Annotated in this window: 18 protein-coding genes; 9 read left to right on the top strand and 9 right to left on the bottom strand. The window is 70.6% G+C overall.

Going from position 1 to position 20,011, the window contains the following annotated elements:
• Positions 1–105: 105 nt before the first annotated feature.
• The 3 genes from ACWDRW_RS30050 to ACWDRW_RS30040 all read left to right on the top strand — a co-directional run bounded on the left by ACWDRW_RS30050 (position 106) and on the right by ACWDRW_RS30040 (position 2,316).
• Positions 106–813, top strand: coding sequence for a helix-turn-helix transcriptional regulator (locus ACWDRW_RS30050; RefSeq protein ID WP_451728258.1), 708 nt, complete (start codon positions 106–108; stop codon positions 811–813).
• Entirely contained in the window at positions 810–1,787 is a 978-nt protein-coding gene (locus tag ACWDRW_RS30045) for a threo-3-hydroxy-L-aspartate ammonia-lyase (RefSeq protein ID WP_451728255.1), read from the top strand. The genes ACWDRW_RS30050 and ACWDRW_RS30045 overlap by 4 nt, the downstream gene beginning before the upstream one ends.
• 163 nt (positions 1,788–1,950) lie before the next feature.
• The gene (locus ACWDRW_RS30040; protein WP_451728252.1) at positions 1,951–2,316 is read left to right on the top strand and encodes a cupin domain-containing protein; all 366 of its coding nucleotides are present in this window, start codon (positions 1,951–1,953) and stop codon (positions 2,314–2,316) included.
• A 6-nt stretch (positions 2,317–2,322) separates the two neighbouring features.
• Here ACWDRW_RS30040 and ACWDRW_RS30035 read toward each other — a convergent pair whose 3' ends face one another.
• Entirely contained in the window at positions 2,323–3,297 is a 975-nt protein-coding gene (locus tag ACWDRW_RS30035) for an NAD(P)-dependent alcohol dehydrogenase (protein WP_451728249.1), read from the bottom strand.
• A 238-nt stretch (positions 3,298–3,535) separates the two neighbouring features.
• Here ACWDRW_RS30035 and ACWDRW_RS30030 point away from each other — a divergent pair, with 238 nt between their 5' ends.
• Complete coding sequence (locus ACWDRW_RS30030; protein ID WP_451728247.1) at positions 3,536–4,237, top strand: SDR family oxidoreductase; 702 nt, start codon at positions 3,536–3,538, stop codon at positions 4,235–4,237.
• 50 nt (positions 4,238–4,287) lie between these two features.
• Here the strand turns inward: ACWDRW_RS30030 and ACWDRW_RS30025 are convergent, their stop codons facing one another.
• Positions 4,288–5,646 carry a vWA domain-containing protein gene (locus ACWDRW_RS30025; RefSeq protein WP_451728244.1) on the bottom strand — a complete coding sequence of 453 codons (1,359 nt, stop codon included), beginning with the start codon at positions 5,644–5,646 and terminating at the stop codon, positions 4,288–4,290.
• Positions 5,643–6,500 carry an AAA family ATPase gene (locus tag ACWDRW_RS30020; protein WP_451728241.1) on the bottom strand — a complete coding sequence of 286 codons (858 nt, stop codon included), beginning with the start codon at positions 6,498–6,500 and terminating at the stop codon, positions 5,643–5,645. Before ACWDRW_RS30020 ends, ACWDRW_RS30025 begins: the two co-directional genes overlap by 4 nt.
• Before the next feature lie 138 nt (positions 6,501–6,638).
• Here ACWDRW_RS30020 and ACWDRW_RS30015 point away from each other — a divergent pair, with 138 nt between their 5' ends.
• Entirely contained in the window at positions 6,639–7,205 is a 567-nt protein-coding gene (locus tag ACWDRW_RS30015; protein WP_451728239.1) for a TetR/AcrR family transcriptional regulator, read from the top strand.
• A 176-nt stretch (positions 7,206–7,381) separates the two neighbouring features.
• Positions 7,382–8,311, top strand: a complete 930-nt coding sequence (locus tag ACWDRW_RS30010; protein WP_451728236.1) for a hypothetical protein — start codon at positions 7,382–7,384, stop codon at positions 8,309–8,311.
• Positions 8,312–8,412: 101 nt separating this feature from the next.
• Here the strand turns inward: ACWDRW_RS30010 and ACWDRW_RS30005 are convergent, their stop codons facing one another.
• The 6 genes from ACWDRW_RS30005 to rhaI all read right to left on the bottom strand — a co-directional run bounded on the left by ACWDRW_RS30005 (position 8,413) and on the right by rhaI (position 16,118).
• A complete protein-coding gene (locus ACWDRW_RS30005; RefSeq protein WP_451728233.1) occupies positions 8,413–9,069 on the bottom strand; it encodes a LutC/YkgG family protein in 657 nt (218 codons plus the stop codon).
• Positions 9,066–10,544, bottom strand: a complete 1,479-nt coding sequence (locus ACWDRW_RS30000; protein ID WP_451728231.1) for a LutB/LldF family L-lactate oxidation iron-sulfur protein — start codon at positions 10,542–10,544, stop codon at positions 9,066–9,068. The genes ACWDRW_RS30005 and ACWDRW_RS30000 overlap by 4 nt, the downstream gene beginning before the upstream one ends.
• The gene (locus ACWDRW_RS29995; protein WP_451728228.1) at positions 10,541–11,296 is read right to left on the bottom strand and encodes a (Fe-S)-binding protein; all 756 of its coding nucleotides are present in this window, start codon (positions 11,294–11,296) and stop codon (positions 10,541–10,543) included. Before ACWDRW_RS29995 ends, ACWDRW_RS30000 begins: the two co-directional genes overlap by 4 nt.
• Positions 11,297–11,366: 70 nt before the next feature.
• Complete coding sequence (locus ACWDRW_RS29990) at positions 11,367–12,794, bottom strand: rhamnulokinase (RefSeq protein ID WP_451728375.1); 1,428 nt, start codon at positions 12,792–12,794, stop codon at positions 11,367–11,369.
• A gap of 8 nt (positions 12,795–12,802) precedes the next feature.
• Positions 12,803–14,842 carry a bifunctional aldolase/short-chain dehydrogenase gene (locus ACWDRW_RS29985; RefSeq protein WP_451728226.1) on the bottom strand — a complete coding sequence of 680 codons (2,040 nt, stop codon included), beginning with the start codon at positions 14,840–14,842 and terminating at the stop codon, positions 12,803–12,805.
• Between the two features lie 115 nt (positions 14,843–14,957).
• Positions 14,958–16,118: an L-rhamnose isomerase gene (rhaI, locus tag ACWDRW_RS29980; protein WP_451728223.1), complete on the bottom strand. Its 1,161-nt coding sequence runs from the start codon at positions 16,116–16,118 to the stop codon at positions 14,958–14,960.
• 296 nt (positions 16,119–16,414) lie between these two features.
• Between rhaI and ACWDRW_RS29975 the strand changes: the two genes are divergently transcribed.
• The 3 genes from ACWDRW_RS29975 to ACWDRW_RS29965 are packed head-to-tail and all read left to right on the top strand — an operon-like array spanning position 16,415 to position 19,933.
• The gene (locus tag ACWDRW_RS29975) at positions 16,415–17,932 is read left to right on the top strand and encodes a sugar ABC transporter ATP-binding protein (RefSeq protein WP_451728221.1); all 1,518 of its coding nucleotides are present in this window, start codon (positions 16,415–16,417) and stop codon (positions 17,930–17,932) included.
• Entirely contained in the window at positions 17,929–18,969 is a 1,041-nt protein-coding gene (locus tag ACWDRW_RS29970) for an ABC transporter permease (RefSeq protein ID WP_451728218.1), read from the top strand. Before ACWDRW_RS29975 ends, ACWDRW_RS29970 begins: the two co-directional genes overlap by 4 nt.
• Positions 18,962–19,933: an ABC transporter permease gene (locus tag ACWDRW_RS29965; RefSeq protein ID WP_451728216.1), complete on the top strand. Its 972-nt coding sequence runs from the start codon at positions 18,962–18,964 to the stop codon at positions 19,931–19,933. The genes ACWDRW_RS29970 and ACWDRW_RS29965 overlap by 8 nt, the downstream gene beginning before the upstream one ends.
• The last annotated feature ends 78 nt before the right edge of the window (positions 19,934–20,011 follow it).

The raw sequence follows: 20,011 nt of genomic DNA, 5'->3' as shown, positions 1-20,011 counted from the left end.
GAGCGCCCCTCGGGGCCCCGTGCGGTGCTCGGGCTCGATGTCTGGACTGTTCGTACAACGCTTGGACGTGTAGTCTAGCTACGGGTCCACCGAGAGGGGTGCGCGATGACGGCCGAACCGGCCTTGGATTCCGAACGGGACGCGATCATCGCGGCGCTGGCACCGGTCGTCGACGGGCTCGTGGCGACGTTCGGGCCGCTGTGCGAGGTGGTCCTGCACGACTACCGGCAGCCCGAGAAGTCCGTCGTCGCGGTCGCCGGTTCGGTGACCGGGCGGCACGTCGGCGGGGCGATGAGCGAGATCGGCATGCGGATCGTCTCGCGCGGCGCCGCGGCGGACGACGATCTCAACTACGTCACCCGGACCGGGACCGGAAAACTCGTCAAGGCGTCCACCATGGTGCTGCGGGACTCCACGGGTGAGGTCTTCGGCGCCCTCTGCGTCAACCTGGACGTCACCGCCGTGACCGAGGCCCACGCCCTGCTCGGCGCCCTCGCGGGTATCGGCCGCGACCCCGCGGAGACACCGGTCACCGCCTTCGGCAACGACATCGACTCCGTCGTCGACGCCATCCTCGACGCCCACCAGCTACGGCAGCACCGGAGCTGGGCCCAACTCGACCGCGCCCAGCGCCTGGAGCTGTTCCGCGGACTGGACGGGCGGGGTGTGTTCGCCGTGCGGCGCGCGGTCGAGCAGGTCGCCGCCCGGCTCGGCATCTCCCGTGCCTCCGCCTACAGCTACCTCTCCCAGGCACGCGCCACGACCAGCGCCACGACCGGCCCGACTTCCGACTCCGACGGAGGAGAAGCGTGACCACGACCACCCCGCCCATCACCCTCGACGACGTCCGCGACGCCGCCGAACGCCTCAAGGGCGTCGCCCACCGCACCCCGGTCCTGCGCTCCCGCACCCTCGACGGCCTCGTCGGCGCCGAGGTCTTCCTCAAGTGCGAGAACTTCCAGCGCGTCGGCGCCTTCAAGTTCCGCGGCGCCTACAACGCCGTCTCCCGGCTGACCCCCGAACAACTGGCCCGGGGCGTCGCCGCCTACTCCTCCGGCAACCACGCCCAGGCCGTCGCCCTCGCCGCCCGGGAACTCGGCACCACCGCCGTCATCGTCATGCCCGAGGACGCCCCGCCCGCCAAGCGGAGTGCGACAGAGGGCTACGGCGCCGAGATCGTCACCTACGACCGCTACAGCGGCGACCGCTCCGCCATTGCCGAGGAACTGGCGGCCGAGCGTGGCCTCGCCGTCATCCCACCCTACGAACACCCCCATGTCATGGCCGGGCAGGGCACCGCCGCGCTCGAACTACTCGAAGAAGTGGGCGAGTTGGACGCGTTGATCACTCCGGTCGGCGGCGGTGGGCTCATCGCGGGGAGCGGCACCGTGGCCAAGGCGCTCTACCCCGGTCTGCGACTCATCGGGGTCGAACCCGAGGCCGGCGACGACACCAAGCGGTCCCTCGAAGCCGGGCGGCGCATCGAGATCCCGGTGCCCAGGACCATCGCCGACGGCCAGGCCCTGCCCGCGCCCGGTGAACTCACCTTCTCCGTCAACCGACGGCTCGTCGACGCCATCGCCCTGGTCAGCGACGACGAGATCCGGGACGCGATGCGGTTCGTCTTCGAGCGGCTGAAGATCGTTGTCGAGCCGAGCGGGGCCACTCCGCTCGCGGCCCTTCTCTCCGGTCGGGCCGGCGCGCTGCCGCGCCGGGTCGGGGTGATCGTCTCCGGCGGCAACGTGGACGCCCGGCGGTTCGCCGAACTCTGCGGAACGGCGTCCTGAGCGACTCCGCGGAACGGCCGTCCGAGCGGTCATCCCCCGAATGGCGGCCCCTGGTGGCCGGGCGGACGATGGAGTGGTACGCGGTCGGCGGCCGACGGCGGTGCACAGGGCTGCCGGAAGACCGGCCCCGGCCGTACCGAGGGCGGCCGGAAGGAGAGCCGTGATGATCGAAGTGAAGACGCTCGACAAGCCGGACGAGCGGCGCGATTTCCCCCGAGGACACCTGGAAGCCGTTCACATGTCCGGACTCGACTTCGCCGTGGGCACGTTCGAGCCCGGCTGGCGGTGGTCGGAGTCCGTGGCCCCGATCGCGGGCACCGAGAGCTGCATGGTCCACCACAACGGCTATGTCGTGCAGGGCCGGATGCACATCACCATGGACGACAACGGTGGCGAGGCGGAAGTCGGCCCCGGCGACGTCTTCGTGGTCCCGCCCGGACACGACGCCTGGGTGGTCGGCGACGAACAGGTCGTCGTCTACGACTTCGCCGGTGGTATGGCCACGGACTACGCGAAGGCGAAGGAGTAGCGACGCTCAGACCGTGATGACGACCTTCGCGCGCGCGTGCTCCACCTCCAGGTACCGGATGGCCTCGGCCGCCTCGCTCAGGGGGTACGTCCGCTCGATGACCGGCGCTATGCGCCCCGACTCGGCCAGCTCCTTCAAGGCCGTGAGGTTCCCCTTGCTCTGACGCGCCGGGAGTTCGAGCAGCCGACGGCGCGCGAAGGGCGCCATCAGCTTGCGTTTGACGAACAGGCTCATCGGCCCCAGGAAGCTGCCGCCCTCGTACACCCCGCCGCCGGACAGCACCAGCGTGCCGGTCGGGGTGACCGTGCGCCGGAAGGCCGCCAGGGAGTGGTTGCCGACCAGGTCCAGCACCACGTCGTAGGTCCGGCCCGCCCGGGTGAAGTCCTCGCGGGCGTAGTCGATGACATGGTCCGCGCCCAGGGAGCGGACCATGTCCGCGTTGCGCGCGCTGCACACCCCCGTCACTTCCGCGCCGTACGCCTTTCCCAGCTGCACGGCGAAGGCGCCGACCCCGCCCGAGGCGCCGTTGACCAGCAGCCGCTGTCCGGGCTGCACCGCGCCCACGTCCCGCACGCCGATCAGCGCCGTGTTCCCGGCCAGGGGTATCGCCGCGGCCTGCTCGAAGCCGAGGTTGGACGGCTTCGGGCCCACTGAGCGGTCCGGCGCGCACACGTACTCCGCGAAGGCGCCGTCGGCCTCGCCGAACACCTCGTCACCGGGCTCGAGGTCCGAGACCGCACTTCCCACCGCCTCCACGACGCCCGCGAAGTCCCGGCCCCTGATGCGTGCCTTGGGTCCGCGCCATCCCATCACCGGGCGTGCCACCTTCGGGTCACCGTGCAGGAAGTGCCAGTCGTAGGCGTTCACCGACGCCGCGCGCACCCGCACCAGCACCTCGCCGGGGCCGGGTTCCGGCCGCTCGACGTCCTTGAACTCCAGCACGTCCGCGGGTCCGTACCGGTCCTGCACCACTGCCTTCATGATCTCCCCCTTCGCCACTTTCGAGATTAGGGATCCGGCCGGGTTCGGGCATCAGGGGCGGACCCCGGACTTTCCTCGGGGTGGCCCTCCCTTCCCTCCTCGGGGTGGGTCTTCCTTCCTTCCTCGCGACCGATCGCCTTGCTCCTGGAAACCGATCGGTTTACGGTGGTGGCAAGAGAGGAAACCGATCGGTTTCCCGGGCGTGCCGTGCGCGCCGCGAACGAGTCGGGAGTTGCTCATGACCACCATCGAAGGTTCCGTCGCCCTGGTCACCGGCGGCAGCCGAGGGATCGGCCGGGCACTGGTCGCCGCCCTGTACGAGCGGGGCGCGAAGAAGGTGTACGCCACGGCACGCGACCCGCGGACCGTCACGCATCCCGACGCCGTCCCGCTGGCTCTGGAGGTCGGCGACCCGGAGTCCGTCAGGGCCGCCGCCGAGCAGGCCCAGGACGTCACCCTGCTGATCAACAACGCCGGCGCGAGCGTGAACGCCAACTTCCTCACGTCCCCGCTGGAGGACGTCCGGCGCGAATTCGAGACCAACTTCTACGGCCCGCTCCTGGTCACCCGGGCCTTCGTCCCGGTCATCGAGCGCAACGGCGGCGGCCACATCCTCAACGTCCACTCCGTGCTGTCCTGGATCGGACTCGCCGGGTCCTACAGCGCTTCCAAGGCCGCGCTGTGGTCGCAGACCAACTCCCTGCGCCTGGACCTGAAGCCGCGCGGCATCGAGGTCACGGGGCTGCATGTCGGCTACGTCGACACCGATCTCGCGGCACATGTCGACGCCCCGAAGTCCACGCCCGGGAGCGTCGCCGCCCAGGCCCTCGACGGCATCGAGGCCGGCGCCTACGAGGTGCTCGCCGACGACATCTCCCGGCAGGTCAAGGCGGGTCTGGCCGCCGACCTCGGGGCGCTGTACCCGCAACTCGCCGCCTGATCACGGCGGATACGGGCAGGTGATGCGAGAACGGATGGGTCACAGCGGAGTCATACGGGCAGCAGACGGCTCACCAGGTCGCTGAGCTGGCCGGTGTTGCGGCACTCGTGCATCTCGACCAGCTCGGCGTAGGCGGGCGCGGCCGAGTCGCCGGTGCCCCACCTGTCCTGCTGCTCGGGGTTCAACCAGTAGACGCGGCGGGCCCGTTCGGTGATCTCGCGGACGGCCGCGAGGTTGGGGTCGCTCATGTTGGTGCGGGCGTCGCCGAGCACGAACACCGTGGTGCGCGGGCCCACCGCGTCGCCGTAGCGCTCGGCGAACTCGCCCAGGGCCATGCCGTAGTCGCTGCTGCCGTGCCAGGCGGTGAGCGCGCCCTCCGCCTGGATGCGGGCGCCGAGCCCCTCCGGGTCGGCCCTGCCGTGCACGAGCAGGCCGGTCACCTCGTCGACGCGGTTGACGAAGGCGAACACCCGCACCTTGCTGAACTGGTCGTGCAGCGCCTGCACCAGCAGCATGGTGAAATCCGAGAACCCGGACACCGAGCCCGAGACGTCACACAGCAGCACCAGTTCGGGTCGGACCGGCCGCCGCCTGCGCAGCACCGGCTTCATCGGCACACCGCCCGTCGACAGCGAACCGCGCAGGGTCCGCCGTAGATCGATCGAGCCCCGCGCGGCCCGGCGACGGCGGGCCGCGAGCCGGGTGGCGAGCTTGCGGGCGAGGGGCTGAACGGCCCTGCGCAGCTCGGCGAGTTGGGCCTTTCCGGCAAAGAGGAAGTCGACTCGCTCGGCGGTCGGGGCCACCGCCCGCCGGGCGATCTCGTCCCGGCCGCGCCGCTCCGCCACCCGCCGGCGCGCCTCCACGGCCACCAGGGAGCGGAAGGACTCGACGCGCCGCCGGATCTCGTCCTCCAGCAGCCGGTCGGTGAACCCCGGACTCCCGCCGCGCGCACGGACGTCGTCACGGACGCGGGCCAGCAGGGTCTGGGGGCGCAGGCGGTCGAGGGTCTGGTACGACGACCAGCCGTCGGAGGCGGGGGAGGAGCCGTAGCCGCCGAAACCGTCGACCGCCTCCACCGCCAATCGGCCCAACATCGCCTGGTCGTTCGCGGCCAGGGCGGCCGCCAGCCGGTCGCGCAGGTCGTCCCGCCCCGCGGCCTCCCCCTCCGGCGCGCCGACCCCGCGCGGGAAGTACAGGTCGAAGACCGGGTCGAAGACCGGCCGTTGGGCCGTACCGTGCAACAGGGTCGCCGCCAGACCCTCGCGCAGCCGCTCCCGGTCCTCCAGGCCGAGCGCCGCCACGGCCTCGGCCGCGTCCACCGTCTCGCCGGTGCCGATCCGGATGCCGTGCGCGCGCAGCGCCGCGACGAGCGACGTCAGTCGCTCGGCGACGCCGGCGGGCGTGGTCACAGGGCGTCCAGGTCGAGCTTGGCGGTGGCCTTGAGGACGTCGTCCTGGTGCTTGAGGAGCACGCCGAGACTGTCCCGTACGACGGTCTCGTCCAGGGAGTCGGCGCCGAGCGCGAGCAGGGTGCGCGCCCAGTCGATGGTCTCCGCGACCGACGGCAGCTTGCGCAGGTCCATCGCTCGCAGCGCGCCCACCACCCGGACCACGGAGCGGGCCAGTGCCTCGTCGAGCCCCGGCACCTTCAGCCGGACGATCCGGCGCTCCAACTCCTCGTCGGGGAAGCCGATGTGGAGGAAGAGGCAGCGGCGGCGCAGCGCCTCCGAGAGTTCGCGGCTGGCGTTGGAGGTGAGCACGACGAAGGGGCGGCGGGTCGCCGTGACGGTGCCCAGCTCCGGGACCGTGACCTGGAAGTCGCTGAGCACCTCCAGCAGCAGGCCCTCCACCTCCACGTCCGCCTTGTCCGTCTCGTCGATCAGCAGCACCTTCGGGTCGTCGCCGCGGATCGCCGTGAGGAGAGGGCGGGGGAGCAGGAACTCCTCGCTGAAGATGTCGGTGCGCGTCTCGTCCCAGCTCTCGTCGCGGCCGGCGCTGATGCGCAGCAGTTGCTTGGCGTGGTTCCACTCGTACAGCGCGCGGGACTCGTCCACGCCCTCGTAGCACTGCAGACGGATGAGCCGGGCCTGGGCGACCTGGGCGACGGCCTTGGCCAGCTCCGTCTTGCCGACGCCGGCCGGGCCCTCGACCAGCAGGGGCTTGCCGAGCCGGTCGGCCAGGAAGACGGTCGTGGCGACCGCGGGCGAGGCGAGGTAGCCGGTCTCGGCCAGACGCGCGGCGACGTCGTCGACGGATGTGAACAACGGGGCCTCCCGGGCGGTGGCGGTACGGAGACCTATCTAAGCGCTTGTTCACCGATCCTGTCACGGGGAATCCGGCGCGGATGCGAGATGGATACCGATCGGTTTCCGTCTGTCCGTCCCGCGCGGTAACCTCGCCGTATGGCCTCAGACAAGGTGTCCACCAAGGACCGGCTCCTCGACGCGGCCGCCGAGCTCTTCTACCGCGACGGCGTCTCCATCGGCGTTGACGCGCTGTGCCGGTCCGCGGGGGTCTCCAAGCGCTCGATGTACCAGCTCTTCGCGAGCAAGGACGAGGTGCTCGCGGCGAGCCTGGAGCGGCGCGTCCCGGCGTACGAGGCCCGGCTGGCGGGCGGCGCCCAGGACGATGCAGGCCCTCGTGAGCGGATCCTGCGTCTGTTCGGGCGGCTGGAGGAGGCCTCCACCGAGCCGGAGTACCAGGGGTGTCCCTTCCTGGCCGCGCTGGTCGAGCTGAAGGACCCGGAGCATCCGGCGAGCAAGGTGGCCGGGGAGGCGAAGGGGCGCCTGCAGGCGTCCTTCCGTCAGCAGGCCGAGGCGGGCGGAGCACGGGATCCGGAGCTTCTCGCCCGCCAGCTGATGCTGGTCTTCGACGGGGCGAGCGCCCGCGCGGGGGCCGGGATCGAGACGCTGGACGGGCTGACGACGGCTACGGTGGCGGCGCTGATGGACGCTGCCGGGATGACGTAGGGCGGCCGCCGCCCCAGAATCAACACGTCGACAGCCGGGGGAGGTCGGCCACCGACGTCGCCCGGGCCCACCTCCAGGACACGGGTCCGCCGAAGTGGCACGCCCGTGACAACCGTGACCGTACTGGTGCGGCGCGCCGTCTTTCTGGCCGTCGCGCGCGAGGGTACAGCTACCTCATGACGGTCGACGGGGGACGCCTCCACACTTCGTGGTGGCAGGGGCTACGCGAGTCGGTCGAGGGGGCGGACACCGATCTGCGCCCCGAGGGACTGACCCACATCGTGCCGACCGGACTCGGTCCGGTCTACCGGAAGTTCGGCGACACCTATCCCGAACAGCAACTCCAACTCCAGCTCTTGTACGGCGCCTCGCAGCGCGCCTTCGAGCGCAACACCCGAGTCGCGGCGCGCGTCGCCGTGCAGCGCGTGCTCCTCAACGCGCTGAGCGATCCACGGATCGACGACGCCAAGCCGAGCGATCACCTCGCCGAGTACCTCGACGAGGAGATAGCCGACCTGCGCGGGCGGCTCGCGCAGGACAGCGCCACCGCCGTGAGCAGGGGCCTCAACATGGGCCTGATGCTCGGCTCCGCCGCCAGCATGGTGCTGCTGGTGGTGCCGCTGCTGTGGGGCGCCGGTCTGCTCCAGGCGCTGGGCGTCACGCTCAACTGCACCAACCGCTGGCATCTGCTGGGCGCCTTCGTGTGCGGCGGGGTCGGCGCGCTCGGCGCGGTCCTCAGTGTCCTGGTCCGACTGCGGGGCAGCACCGAGCAGTTGACGAAGCGGCAGAACAGCGGGCGGGACGGCCTGATCGTGCCCGGGCAGATGGCCCGCAGCATGCGCCACGAGGGCGTGTACCGGGTCTTCGTCGGGTGGATCCTGGCGCTCGCCGTGTACTTCCTGCTCAGCGGCGGACTCGTGCCCGTCTTCGAGGTACCGGCAACCGCCGCCGAGATCTGCCCCTCCGCCGCGAGCCCCGGATCGGCCGTCAAGGGCACGGACTTCTGGGGGTTCTGGTGCGCCATCGGGTTCGTCGCCGGCTTCAACGAGCGGTGGGCCTTCGGCATCCTGGGGCGCGAGTCGACACGTAAGCCCAAGGCCGCCTGAGCGCCCGCCGGCACCCGGGCGTGTATCCGGTGGGGGGTGGTCACCGGTGAGTACCTCGGCTTCGAGGACGGCACCGTCTCCCATCGACTCCGCTCCGGAAGCTACGAGTTGACGTCCCCGCGCGCCTGGTCGCCCACCAGCACCACCTCCAGGGTGCGCGGACCGTGCACCCCCTCGACCCGGTCCAGCTCGATGTCGCTGGTCGCCGAAGGGCCGGAGATCCAGGTCAACGGCCGGATGGGGTCGAGGCGTTCGAGGGCCTGCGGTACGGAGGAGACGACCTGGTCGGGGACGCGTACGACGCAGATGTGATGGTCGGGGACGAGCGTGATCCGGCGCCGGCCCTGGTCGGGGGAGCCGTCCAGGACGATGGTGCCGGTCTCGGCGATGGCGACGGCGCAGGCGGTGACCACGCTGTCCACACGGTCGAGTTCCTGCGGGGTGCTGTCCGCGCGGTCGGGCACCCGGGTCGCGTCCACGGCCTTGAGCCACTCGGAGGGCAGTTCCGCGGGCACGACCACGCTCTGGGAACCCCGCTCGGCCAGCAGTCGCCTCAGCAGACCGGGCAATTCCTGCTCCGCGCACCGGTGCACCACCGCCCGGTAGTCCGCGAGGTTCTCCGCCAGCAGATCCACGGTCTGCTCGACACCGCGCTCGCCGTGCTCCCGCAGGTACCCGCGCTCGATCGGCGTGTCCTGTTCCGGTACGTCGGCCAGCGCGCGCCGCACCCGGCCCAGGATCCTTTCCCTGCTGCTCACTTGGCGCCGTCCTCTCCACCGTGCGTGCGCTTCCACCAGTCCCGGAACGGCTCGGGCGGCACCGTCGGAAGTTCCCGGGTCCCGCTCCACGCCCTGCCGGGACCGGGCAGGCTGCGCGGATGCAGCCGCCGCGTCCGGGACGCCAGCCGCTGTCCGGTGCGCAGGGCGGCCGGACGGCCGAACGCCCAGCCCGCCGCCCGCATGGCCGCCCGCTCGGCCGCGTGCCCCTTCGCGGGCTTGAGCACGACCTTGTTCCCGCCCTGGACGACCGGCCCGCCCTGGACGACCCGCTCCCGCAGGTGCACCAGCACCTCCGGGATGTCGATCGCGACGGGACAGACCTCGTAGCAGGCGCCGCACAGCGAGGAGGCGTACGGCAGCGAGGCGTCGATCTCGCTCCCGGTACCCCGCAGTTGAGGGCTGAGGATCGCACCGATCGGCCCCGGGTAGACCGAGCCGTAGGCGTGGCCCCCCGCCCGTTCGTACACCGGGCAGACGTTGAGACAGGCCGAGCAGCGGATGCAGCGCAGGGCCTGGCGGCCGACCTCGTCGGCGAGCGTGTCGGTACGACCGTTGTCGAGGAGGACCAGGTGGAAGTTCTGGGGCCCGTCCTCGTCCGTGGTACCCGTCCACGTGCTGGTGTACGGGTTCATGCGCTCGGCGGTCGAGGAGCGGGGCAGGGTCTGCAGGAACACCTCCAGGTCCTGCCAGGTCGGCACCACCTTCTCGATCCCGACGACGGAGATCAGCGTCTCGGGCAGGGTCAGGCACATGCGTCCGTTGCCCTCGGACTCCACGACGACCAGGGTGCCGGTCTCGGCGACCATGAAGTTGGCTCCGGAGACACCGACCTTGGCGCGCAGGAACTTCTCCCGCAGATGCAGCCGGGCCGCCTCGGCCAGTTCGGCGGGTGTGTCCGTCAGACCGTCCGGGGCCGGACGGCCCCACTCGCCCATCTCACGGGCGAAGATGTCCCGGATCTCACCCCGGTTGCGGTGGATGGCGGGGACGAGGATGTGCGAGGGCCGGTCCTGGCCCAACTGCACGATGAGCTCGGCGAGATCCGTCTCGTAGGCCCGGATTCCCTCGGCCTCCAGGGCCTCGTTCAGCCCGATCTCCTGCGTGGCCATGGACTTGACCTTGACGACCTCCGACTCGCCGGTCGCCTTGACCAGGTCGGCGACGATCCGGTTGGCCTCGTCGGCGTCGACGGCCCAGTGGACGGTGCCGCCCGCCGCGGTCACCGATTCCTCCAACTGGACGAGGTAGCGGTCGAGGTGGTGCAGCGTCCGGTCCTTGATGCGCGCCCCGGCGTCCCGCAGAGCGTCCCAGTCCGACAACTCCGCCACGGCCTTGGCCCGCTTGCCGCGGATCGTGTGCGTCGCGTGGCGCAGATTGCCGCGCAGGGTCTGGTCGTGCACGGCCTCGTGCGCGGCCTTGGGGAAGGCCGGCATACCGACGAACGTCCCGCTCATGCGGCCGGTTCCTCCTCCGTGCTCGCCAGGATCTCCGCGATGTGCACCGGCCGCATCCCGGTCCTGAGCCGGGCCATCGTCCCGCCGATGTGCATCAGACAGGAGTTGTCGGCCGAGCACAGCACCTGCGCGCCCGTCGACTCGGCGTTGCGCACCTTGTCGGCACCCATCGCCGCCGAGACGTCGGAGTTCTTCACCGCGAAGGTGCCACCGAAGCCGCAGCACTCGTCCGCACCGGGCAGCTCGACCAGCTCGATCCCCTTCACCGCCTGGAGCAGCCGCTGCGGCCGGTCGGCGAGCCCCAGACCGCGCAGCCCGTGACAGGCCGGGTGATAGGTCACCTTGTGCGGGTAGTACGCGCCGACGTCCGTCATGCCCAGCACGTCGACCAGGAACTCGGTCAGCTCGTAGGTCTTCGGCACCACGGGCGCGAGAGTGGCCGCGAGGGAGTCCCCGCGCCCCTCCGCCCGCGCCCGCTCACCCATCCGCGGGTACAGCTCCCGCACCATCGCCCCGCACGACCCGGAGGGCGTGACGATCGCCTCGTAGTCCCCGAAGACATCGGAGAAATGCCGCGCCAGTGGCTCCGCCCCGTGCCGGTATCCGGTGTTGTAGTGCGCCTGCCCGCAGCAGGTCTGTGCCATCGGGAAGTCGACCTCGACACCCAGCCTGGTCAGCAGCTTCACCACGGCGCGCCCGGTGTCCGGATAGAGCGTGTCGTTGACACAGGTCAGGAACAGAGCGACACGCATCGCGGCTCCTTGTCGTCGATCATCGGATGAGTGCAGGGTAGTGCGGGGTCGAGGCCCGGGGGAGGCCCGCTCAGGCCCCGGCGAGCCGGTCCTCGGCCGCCTGCCAGCGGGCGGTCTCGCCGCGCGGCTCGTAGCGGGTGAGCGGCTGGGTACGGGTGAGAAGTCGCCGCCCGTCCGCGAGGTCCCGGACCAGTCCGTGCGAGCGCGCCTGGACCAGGACGTTGCCGAGGGCGGCGGCCTCCGTCGGACCCGCCACCACGGGCAGCCCACAGGCGTCGGCGGTGAGCTGGCACAACAGCGCGTTGCGGGTGCCGCCGCCGACGACGTACACCACCTCGACGGGGCGGTCGGCCAGCCGCTGGGCCTGCGCGACGGCTCTGCGGTGGGCCAGCGCGAGCGAGTCGAGGATGCACCGCGTGATCTCGGCGGGTGACTTCGGCACCGGCTGCCCCGAGGCACGGCAGGCCTCGGCGATCCGTTCCGGCATCCGGCCGGGGGCGAGGAAGGCGGCGTCCCCCGCGTCCACGACCGACCGCAGCGCCGGCGCCTTGGCCGCCTGGAGCAGCAGCCCGCCCAGATCCGGCTCTCCCCAGGCGCGCAGGCACTCCTGGAGGAGCCACAGGCCCATGATGTTCCGCAGATAGCGGACCGTGCCGTCGAGCCCCAGCTCATTGGTGAAGTTGGCGGCGCGGCTCTCCTCGGTCAGCACCGGCGCGTCCAGCTCGAGCCCCGCCAGCGACCAGGTCCCCGTACAGATGTACGCGAACCGCTCACCGGCCCCGGCCGGAACCGCGGCCACGGCGGAGGCGGTGTCGTGCGAACCGACGGCGGTCACCGGCACGGGCCCGGTCAGCCCTGTCTCCTCCAGCACCTCGCTCCGGAGGAACCCCGCGGAATCGCCGGGTTGCCGAAGTGGCGCGAACAACACCAGGTCTACACCGACCCGTTGGGCGATGTCGTACGACCATGTCCGCGTCCTGGGATCGATCAGCTGGGTCGTCGAGGCGTTGGTGAGCTCGGTGCCCTGCTCGCCGGTGAGCCAGTACGTCAGCAGATCGGGCACGAGCAACAGCCGACGCGCACCGCTGAGTTGCTCGGCCTTGAGCTGGTAGAGCGTGTTGAAGGGGGCGTACTGCAATCCCGTCGCGGCGTACAGCTCCTCGGCGGGCACGGTCGCCCACACCTTCTCCGCGATCCCGTCCGTACGGGCGTCCCGGTAGTGCACCGGGTTGCCGAGCAGCGTCCCGTCGGCGTCCAGCAGGCCGTAGTCCACGGCCCAGCTGTCGATGCCGACGGAGTCGACCTGCCCCGCCGCCCGCAGCCCGTCCAGCACCCCCGCGTACAACCCGAGGATGTCCCAGCGCAGCCCCTCGGGCAGGCGCACCGGCCGGTTCACGAACCGGTGCGCCTCGGCCAGTTCCAGACTGTCCGGGCCGACGCGGCCGACCATGACGCGCCCGCTGGAGGCGCCGAGGTCGACCGCCGCGTACGACTTCACGGACCCGCTCACCGCAGGAAGGCGGCGGCGACGCCGGCGTCGACCGGGACGTGCAGGCCCGTGGTGTGCGTCAGCTCCCCGCCGGTGAGCGCGAAGACGGCGCCCGCGACATGCTCGGGCAGCACCTCACGCTTGAGGATGGTCCGCTGTGCGTAGAACTCGCCCAGCTTCTCCTCCTCGACCCCGTACACCGCGGCCCGCCGGGCACCCCACCCACCGGCGAAGATCCCGGAGCCGCGCACGACGCCGTCGGGGTTGACGCCGTTGACACGGATCCCGTGTTCGCCCAACTCGGCTGCCAGCAGTCGCACTTGATGCGCCTGATCGGCCTTGGTGGCGGAGTACGCGATGTTGTTCGGCCCCGCGAAGACGGCGTTCTTGGACGCGATGTACACGATGTCACCGCCGAGCCCCTGCGCGATCATCACCCGGGCGGCCTCCCTCGACACGAGGAAGGAACCGCGGGCCATGATGTCGTGCTGGAGATCCCAGTCCTTGGCCGAAGTCTCCAGCAGCGGCTTCGAGATGGAGATCCCGGCGTTGTTCACGACCAGATCGACCCCGCCGAACGCGAGCACGCCGGCCTTGAACGCGGCGGCGATCTGCTCCTCGTCCGTCACGTCGACCGTCACGGCGACGGCCTTGTCCGCCCCGCCCAGCTCCTCGGCGACGGCGGAGGCGTTCTCACCGTTGAGGTCGGCGACGACGACACACGCCCCCTCGGCCACCAGCCGCTGCGCGATGGCCTTCCCGATCCCGCTGCCGGCCCCGGTCACCAGAGCGACCCGGGTGGCCAGCGGCTTCGGCCTGGGCATTCGCTGGAGCTTGGCCTCCTCGAGGGCCCAGTACTCGATGCGGAACTTCTCGGACTCCTCGATCGGCGCGTACGTCGACACGGCCTCCGCGCCCCGCATGACATTGATGGCGTTGACGTAGAACTCGCCCGCGACCCGGGCGGTCTGCTTGTCCTTGCCGAAGGAGAACATGCCCACGCCGGGGATCAGCACGATCGCCGGATCCGCCCCGCGCATCGCGGGGGAGTCGGGCAGGGCGTGCCGCTCGTAGTAGGCGGCGTACTCCTCGCGGTACTCGGCGTGCAGCTCCTTCAGCCGTGCCACGGTTTCGTCCAGCGGAGCGGTCGGCGGCAGATCAAGCACCAGCGGCCGCACCTTGGTGCGCAGGAAGTGGTCCGGGCAGGAGGTGCCGAGCGCGGCGAGCCGGGGGTGCTCGGCGCGGGCGAGGAAGTCGAGGACGACGTCGGAATCGGTGAAGTGTCCGACCTGAGCCCTGTCCTGAGAGGCGACGGCACGGACGTACGGCGCCAGAGCCGCCGCCCGCTCCCCGCGCTCACCCTCGCCGAGAGCCTCGTACCCCTCGATGACGGGTCCGAAGGGCTCGGCCTTCCCCTTCTCCTCCAGGAAGGCCTCGGCGGTCCGGATGATGTGCAGCGAGTTGCGCTCGCACTCCTCGGAGGTGTCCCCCCAGGCGGTGATCCCGTGCCCGCCGAGCACACACCCGATGGCCTGCGGGTTCGCGGCCTTCACGGCGGCGATGTCGAGCCCGAGCTGGAACCCGGGTCGCCGCCAGGGCACCCACACCACGGTGTCCCCGAAGCACTCGGCGGTCAGCTTCTCCCCGTCGGCGGCGCAGGCGAGCGCGATCCCCGAGTCCGGATGCAGATGATCGACGTGAGCGGCCTCGACCAGACCGTGCATGGCGGTGTCGATGGAGGGAGCGGCACCGCCCTTGCCGTGCAGGCAGTAGTCGAACGCGGCGACCATCTCGTCCTCGCGCTCGACACCGGGATAGACATCGACGAGCGCGCGCATACGGTCCAGCCGCAGCACCGCGAGCCCATCCTCGGTGAGCGTCCCGAGGTCCCCACCGGACCCCTTGACCCACATCAGTTCCACATCACCCCCCGTCACGGGATCGGTGTCGGTGCCCTTGGCGGAGGCATTGCCCCCGGCGTAGTTGGTGTTGCGGGGATCGGAGCCAAGCCGATGGGAACGAGCGAGGAGGGCGGCGGCTTCGGAGTGGGCGGCCATGGAGATTCCTTACTTTCTCGAAAGAGGGGTGCGTGCTCTTACCTAGGGGCGCGGGGAACCGCGCGACCAGCCGCGACCGGCGCGCACCCCGCGACGAACAGAACCCGGCAGACGCTTACGCGCCCCAACCGGCCTGCTCCCCGCCGACTCGCTCAGCAACGATCTTCTCGGCCCACCCGGACCGCGCATACGCGGCGAGGGGCTCGGGGTCCAACCCCATCTCCTCGCGCACCTCACGCAGCAGCGGCCGCACATCCGTGTTGTACGCGTCCATCAGCACGGCATTGGCCCCGAGCACGTCCCCGGAGGCCTGCGCCTCGGCAAGAGCGACGCGGTCAACGAGGAGCGCCTTCGCCGTCGCTTCCTGCACATTCATCACTGACCGGATGATCGCCGGAATCTTCGCCTCGATGTTGTGGCACTGGTCGAGCATGAACGCGACCCTGGGCGAGAACCCGCCCCCGCGCACCACCTCATACATGATCCGGAACAACTGGAACGGATCCGCGGCCCCCACCATCAGGTCGTCGTCCGCGTAGAACCGGGAGTTGAAGTCGAACCCTCCGAGCTTCTGCTCACGCAGCAGCGTCGCGACGATGAACTCGATATTGGTGCCGGGTGCGTGATGCCCGGTGTCGACCACAACCTGCGCCTTGGGCCCGAGCTTCAGACAGTGCGCGTACGCGGTCCCCCAGTCCGGCACGTCGGTCGTGTAGAAGGCCGGCTCGAAGAACTTGTACTCCAGCAGCATCCGCTGCCCGTCCCCCAGGCGCTCGTACACTTCGGCCAGCCCTTCCGCCAGCCGGTCCTGCCGCGCCCGGATGTCGTCCTGCCCGGGGTAATTGGTCCCGTCCGCGAACCACAGCTTCAGATCGGCTGAGCCCGTCGCGTCCATGATGTCGACGCACTCGAGCAGATGATCAACGGCCTTCCGCCGCACGGCGGCGTCCGGATGACAGATGCTGCCCAGCTTGTAGTCGTCGTCCTGGAACGTGTTCGAGTTGATCGCGCCCAAGCGCACACCCCGCGCCTCGGCGAACTTCGCCAGCGCCGCATAATCCTCGACCTTGTCCCACGGGATGTGCAGCGCCACCGTCGGCGCCACTCCCGTGAAGGCGTGCACCTGCGCCGCGTCCTCCAGTTTCTCCCGCGGCGTCCGTGGCACCCCCGCTTGGGCGAACACCTTGAACCGGGTCCCCGAGTTTCCGTACGCCCACGACGGCGTCTCGACGGCCTGGGTCTTGAGCGCGGCCTTCACCGCGGCGAGGTCGGTCACTTCGGGCTCCTGTGACATCGGGTCGGAAAGTCTTCACAAACGCAGCACGGTGGAACGTCAGAAGTGCACCGTGGTGAAACGATTCAAGACGGGAAGCTATGAGCCCCCCGAGGGGGTGTCAAGCCCCGGACCCGAGCCAGTTACTCGTGACTCCGCCGTGACCTTCATTCATCGAAAGTTTTTCGATACGAACCCATTGACGTGACATGCGCGGCGTGCCTAACGTCCCGGCAACCAAGTTGAAACCTTTCACGACGTCGCGAGGGCCGTCCCGCCGACGTCGTCGAGGAGCCCCCATGACCCACCCGTCCACCACGGGTCCGGCCCCGGTACTGGCGCTGAGGGACGTTTCGAAGTCCTTCGGCGCGGTCCGCGCCCTGCGGGACGTCTCCCTGGAGCTGCTGCCCGGGGAGGTGCACGCCCTCGCCGGAGAGAACGGCGCGGGCAAGTCGACCCTCATCAAGACGCTCGCCGGAGTGCACCGGCCCGACGCCGGCCAGGTACTGCTCGACGGCGCGCCCGTCACCTTCCACGGCCCCGGCGACGCCCGGGACGCGGGCATCGCCGTGATCTACCAGGAGCCGACGCTCTTCCCCGACCTGTCGATCGCCGAGAACATCTTCATATGCCGCCAGCCGCGCCGCGCCCTGGGCCGGATCGACCACAAGGCCACCCACGCGGCCACCCTGGCCCTGATGCGGCGCCTCGGCGTCGAACTCGACCCCGAGCGCCCGGCGCGCGGCCTGTCCATCGCCGACCAGCAGATCGTGGAGATCGCCAAGGCCCTCTCCTTCGACGCCCGCGTCCTGATCATGGACGAGCCGACCGCCGCCCTCACCGGCAGCGAGGTCGCCCGCCTCTTCGGGGTCGTACGCACCCTGCGCGAGCAGGGCGCGGCCGTGCTGTTCATCTCGCACCGACTCGAGGAGATCTTCGAGATCTGCCGGCGCGTGACGACCCTGCGCGACGGCGCCTGGATCGCCAGCGAGCCGGTGGCGGGCATGACCGAGGACGATCTCGTACGGCGGATGGTCGGCCGCGACCTGGAGGAGCTGTACCCCAAGCAGGACGTCGAGCCCGGCGAGGTCGCGCTCAGCGTGCGCCGGCTGACCCGTGAGGGCGTCTTCACCGACGTCTCCTTCGAGGTCCGGCGCGGTGAGATCGTGGGCCTGGCCGGACTGGTCGGCGCGGGCCGCACCGAGGTCGCCCGGGCCGTCTTCGGCATCGACCGCTGGGACGCCGGCGAGGTCAGCGTCGGCGGGAAGAACCTCGTCAACGGCGCCCCCTCCACCGCCATGGCCTCCGGCCTCGCCCTCGTCCCCGAGGACCGGCGCGCCCAGGGCCTGGTGATGGACATGTCCATCGAGCGCAACATCGGCCTCACCGGGCTGCGTACGACCGTCAAGGGCGGCCTGATGGACCGCGGCGCCGAACGCAGCCGCTCGCTGGACTGGGCCGTCAAGCTCCAGGTGAAGTACGCCCGGATCGCCGACGCCGTCTCCACCCTGTCCGGCGGCAACCAGCAGAAGGTCGTCCTCGCCAAGTGGCTGGCCACCGGCCCCAAGGTGCTCATCGTCGACGAACCGACCCGGGGGATCGACGTCGGCACCAAGGCCGAGGTGCACCGGCTGCTCTCCGAACTCGCCGCCGACGGGGTCGCCGTCCTGATGATCTCCTCCGACCTGCCCGAGATCCTCGGCATGGCCGACCGCGTGCTGGTGATGCACGAAGGCCGCCTCGCCGCCGAGATCCCCCGCTCCGAAGCCTCCGAGGAAACCGTGATGGCCGCAGCCACGGGGAGGGCCGCCGCATGACGGTGACCACTCCTCAGCCAGCCCCTGTCGCCGAGGCGCCCAAGGCGGGCGCGACCCGGCTGGTCGACCGTGTCTTCAAGATGCGCGAACTGGCCATCCTCGTCGTCTTCCTGGTGATGATCGCCGTCACCCAGGCCGGCAACAGCGAGTTCCTGACCGAGCAGGGCATCAAGGACCTGCTGCTCAACGCGACGATCCTCGTGCTGGTCGCCGTCGGCCAGTCGCTGGTCGTCATCACCCGCAACGTCGACCTCTCCGTCGGCTCCACGCTCGGCATCAGCGCCTTCGCCGCCGGTACGTACCTCCAAGGCGGCGGGAACCCGGTCGTCGCCGTGCTGCTCGCGGTGCTCATGGGCATCGGCTTCGGTCTGCTCAACGGCCTGCTGGTCAGCCTCGGCCAGGTACCCGCCCTCGTCGTCACCCTCGGCACCCTGTACATCATCCGCGGCATCGACTCCATCTGGGTCGGCTCCCGGCAGATCACCGCGGCCGACCTCCCGGACGGCTTCGTCGACTTCGGCTCCGGCGGCCTCTCCGCGGTGCCGTATCTCGCGCTCATCGCCCTCGCCGTCCTGATCGCCACCGCCTACTACCTCAAGCACTTCGGCAGCGGGCGCGAGCTGTACGCCCTCGGCTCCAACCCGGAGGCCGCTCGCCTCGCCGGAATCCCGGTGCGCAAGCGGATCCTGGCCGCGTACACGTTCTGCGGCGCGCTGGCCGGCCTCGCGGGCGCGATGTACCTCGCCCGGTTCGGCAACGTCGACTCCGGCACCGGCAACGGCTACGAACTCACCGTCGTCAGCGCCGTCGTGGTCGGCGGCGTCGTCTTCACCGGCGGCTCCGGCAGCGTGTACGGCGCCGCCCTCGGCGCGCTGCTGCTGACCTCCATCAACAGTGTGCTGCCCGCGCTCGGTGTCAGCTCCGTCTGGGTGCTCGCCATCAACGGCATCCTGCTCATCCTCGCCATCGCGGTCGACCGGGTCGTCGCGCTGCGCGTGGCCTCGGCCCTGAAGAAGAGGAACGCCCGCCATGCCTGACTCCCTCACGCGCGCGATCCGCTGGGACACGGTGGTCGGCGCCCTCCTGATCGTCGTGCTGCTGCTGTCCTTCGGGTTCGTCGACGGGTTCAGCAACTCGCTCAACCTGTCCTTCTTGATCGGTAACACGCTTCCGATCGCCCTGATCGCGCTGCCGATGACCCTGTTGGTCGTCTCCGGTGAGATCGATCTTTCGGTCGCTTCGACCGCGGGGCTTTCGGGGGCGGTGATGGGTGCCCTGTGGAACCAGGGCATGACCGTCGAGACGATCATTCCGATCTGCCTGCTGATCGGTGTGGTGTGCGGGTTGATCAACGGTCTGCTGGTGACCAGGCTGGGGCTGCCGTCGCTCGCGGTGACCATCGGAACGCTCGCCGCCTACCGGGGCATCGCGCAGATCGTGCTCGGCTCCGACGCGGTCACCGACTTTCCCACCCCGTACCTGGACTTCGCTTCCGGTCGGATCGGCGACACGTTCATCCCGTACGCGCTGCTGCCCTTCCTGGTGTTGCTCGCGATCGCTGTGATCGTCTTGCACGCCATGCCCTTCGGGCGGTCACTGTTCGCGATCGGGGCGAGCGAGGAGGCGGCTCGGTTCGCCGGGATCCGGGTCAAGCGGCAGAAGCTCGTCCTGTTCACGGTGACCGGGTTCATGGCCTCGCTCACCGGCATCTTCTGGGCGCTGCACTACGCGTCCGCTCGGTACGACAACGCCACCGGGCTCGAACTGTCCGTCGTGGCCGCCGTGTTGCTCGGTGGCATCGACTTCGACGGTGGCAAGGGCACGCTGGGTGGCGCGATCGCCGGTGTGTTCCTGCTCGGTGCACTGCAGAACGTCATGAGTCTTCAGGACGTCTCCGCGCAGACGCAGATCCTGGTCACCGGTGTGCTGCTTGTTCTTTCCGTGCTCGGGCCCCGGGTTGCCCGGCAGATCGCCGTAATGCGTGCGCAATCGTCCGGCTGAGCCGCCGTCGTGGCTGGTCGCGCAGTTCCCCGCGCCCCTGGGGCGCGCCTCCGCTCACCCTCGTTCAAAGGAACCCCT

It is taken from the genome of Streptomyces sp. NPDC003635 (assembly GCF_053587635.1).
Note: the sequence above shows the minus strand (reverse complement) of the source record. Positions and strands in the feature narration are given on the sequence as shown.

What these genes read in the sequence shown, in the direction of transcription:
- ACWDRW_RS29985 (WP_451728226.1), bottom strand. Translation starts at nt 14,842, where the DNA reads ATGGCCGCCCACTCCGAAGCCGCCGCCCTCCTCGCTCGTTCCCATCGG.
- ACWDRW_RS30030 (WP_451728247.1), top strand. Translation starts at nt 3,536, where the DNA reads ATGACCACCATCGAAGGTTCCGTCGCCCTGGTCACCGGCGGCAGCCGA.
- ACWDRW_RS30015 (WP_451728239.1), top strand. Translation starts at nt 6,639, where the DNA reads ATGGCCTCAGACAAGGTGTCCACCAAGGACCGGCTCCTCGACGCGGCC.
- ACWDRW_RS30035 (WP_451728249.1), bottom strand. Translation starts at nt 3,297, where the DNA reads ATGAAGGCAGTGGTGCAGGACCGGTACGGACCCGCGGACGTGCTGGAG.
- ACWDRW_RS29965 (WP_451728216.1), top strand. Translation starts at nt 18,962, where the DNA reads ATGCCTGACTCCCTCACGCGCGCGATCCGCTGGGACACGGTGGTCGGC.
- ACWDRW_RS30040 (WP_451728252.1), top strand. Translation starts at nt 1,951, where the DNA reads ATGATCGAAGTGAAGACGCTCGACAAGCCGGACGAGCGGCGCGATTTC.
- ACWDRW_RS29975 (WP_451728221.1), top strand. Translation starts at nt 16,415, where the DNA reads ATGACCCACCCGTCCACCACGGGTCCGGCCCCGGTACTGGCGCTGAGG.
- ACWDRW_RS30000 (WP_451728231.1), bottom strand. Translation starts at nt 10,544, where the DNA reads ATGAGCGGGACGTTCGTCGGTATGCCGGCCTTCCCCAAGGCCGCGCAC.
- ACWDRW_RS29970 (WP_451728218.1), top strand. Translation starts at nt 17,929, where the DNA reads ATGACGGTGACCACTCCTCAGCCAGCCCCTGTCGCCGAGGCGCCCAAG.
- ACWDRW_RS30010 (WP_451728236.1), top strand. Translation starts at nt 7,382, where the DNA reads ATGACGGTCGACGGGGGACGCCTCCACACTTCGTGGTGGCAGGGGCTA.
- ACWDRW_RS30050 (WP_451728258.1), top strand. Translation starts at nt 106, where the DNA reads ATGACGGCCGAACCGGCCTTGGATTCCGAACGGGACGCGATCATCGCG.
- ACWDRW_RS29995 (WP_451728228.1), bottom strand. Translation starts at nt 11,296, where the DNA reads ATGCGTGTCGCTCTGTTCCTGACCTGTGTCAACGACACGCTCTATCCG.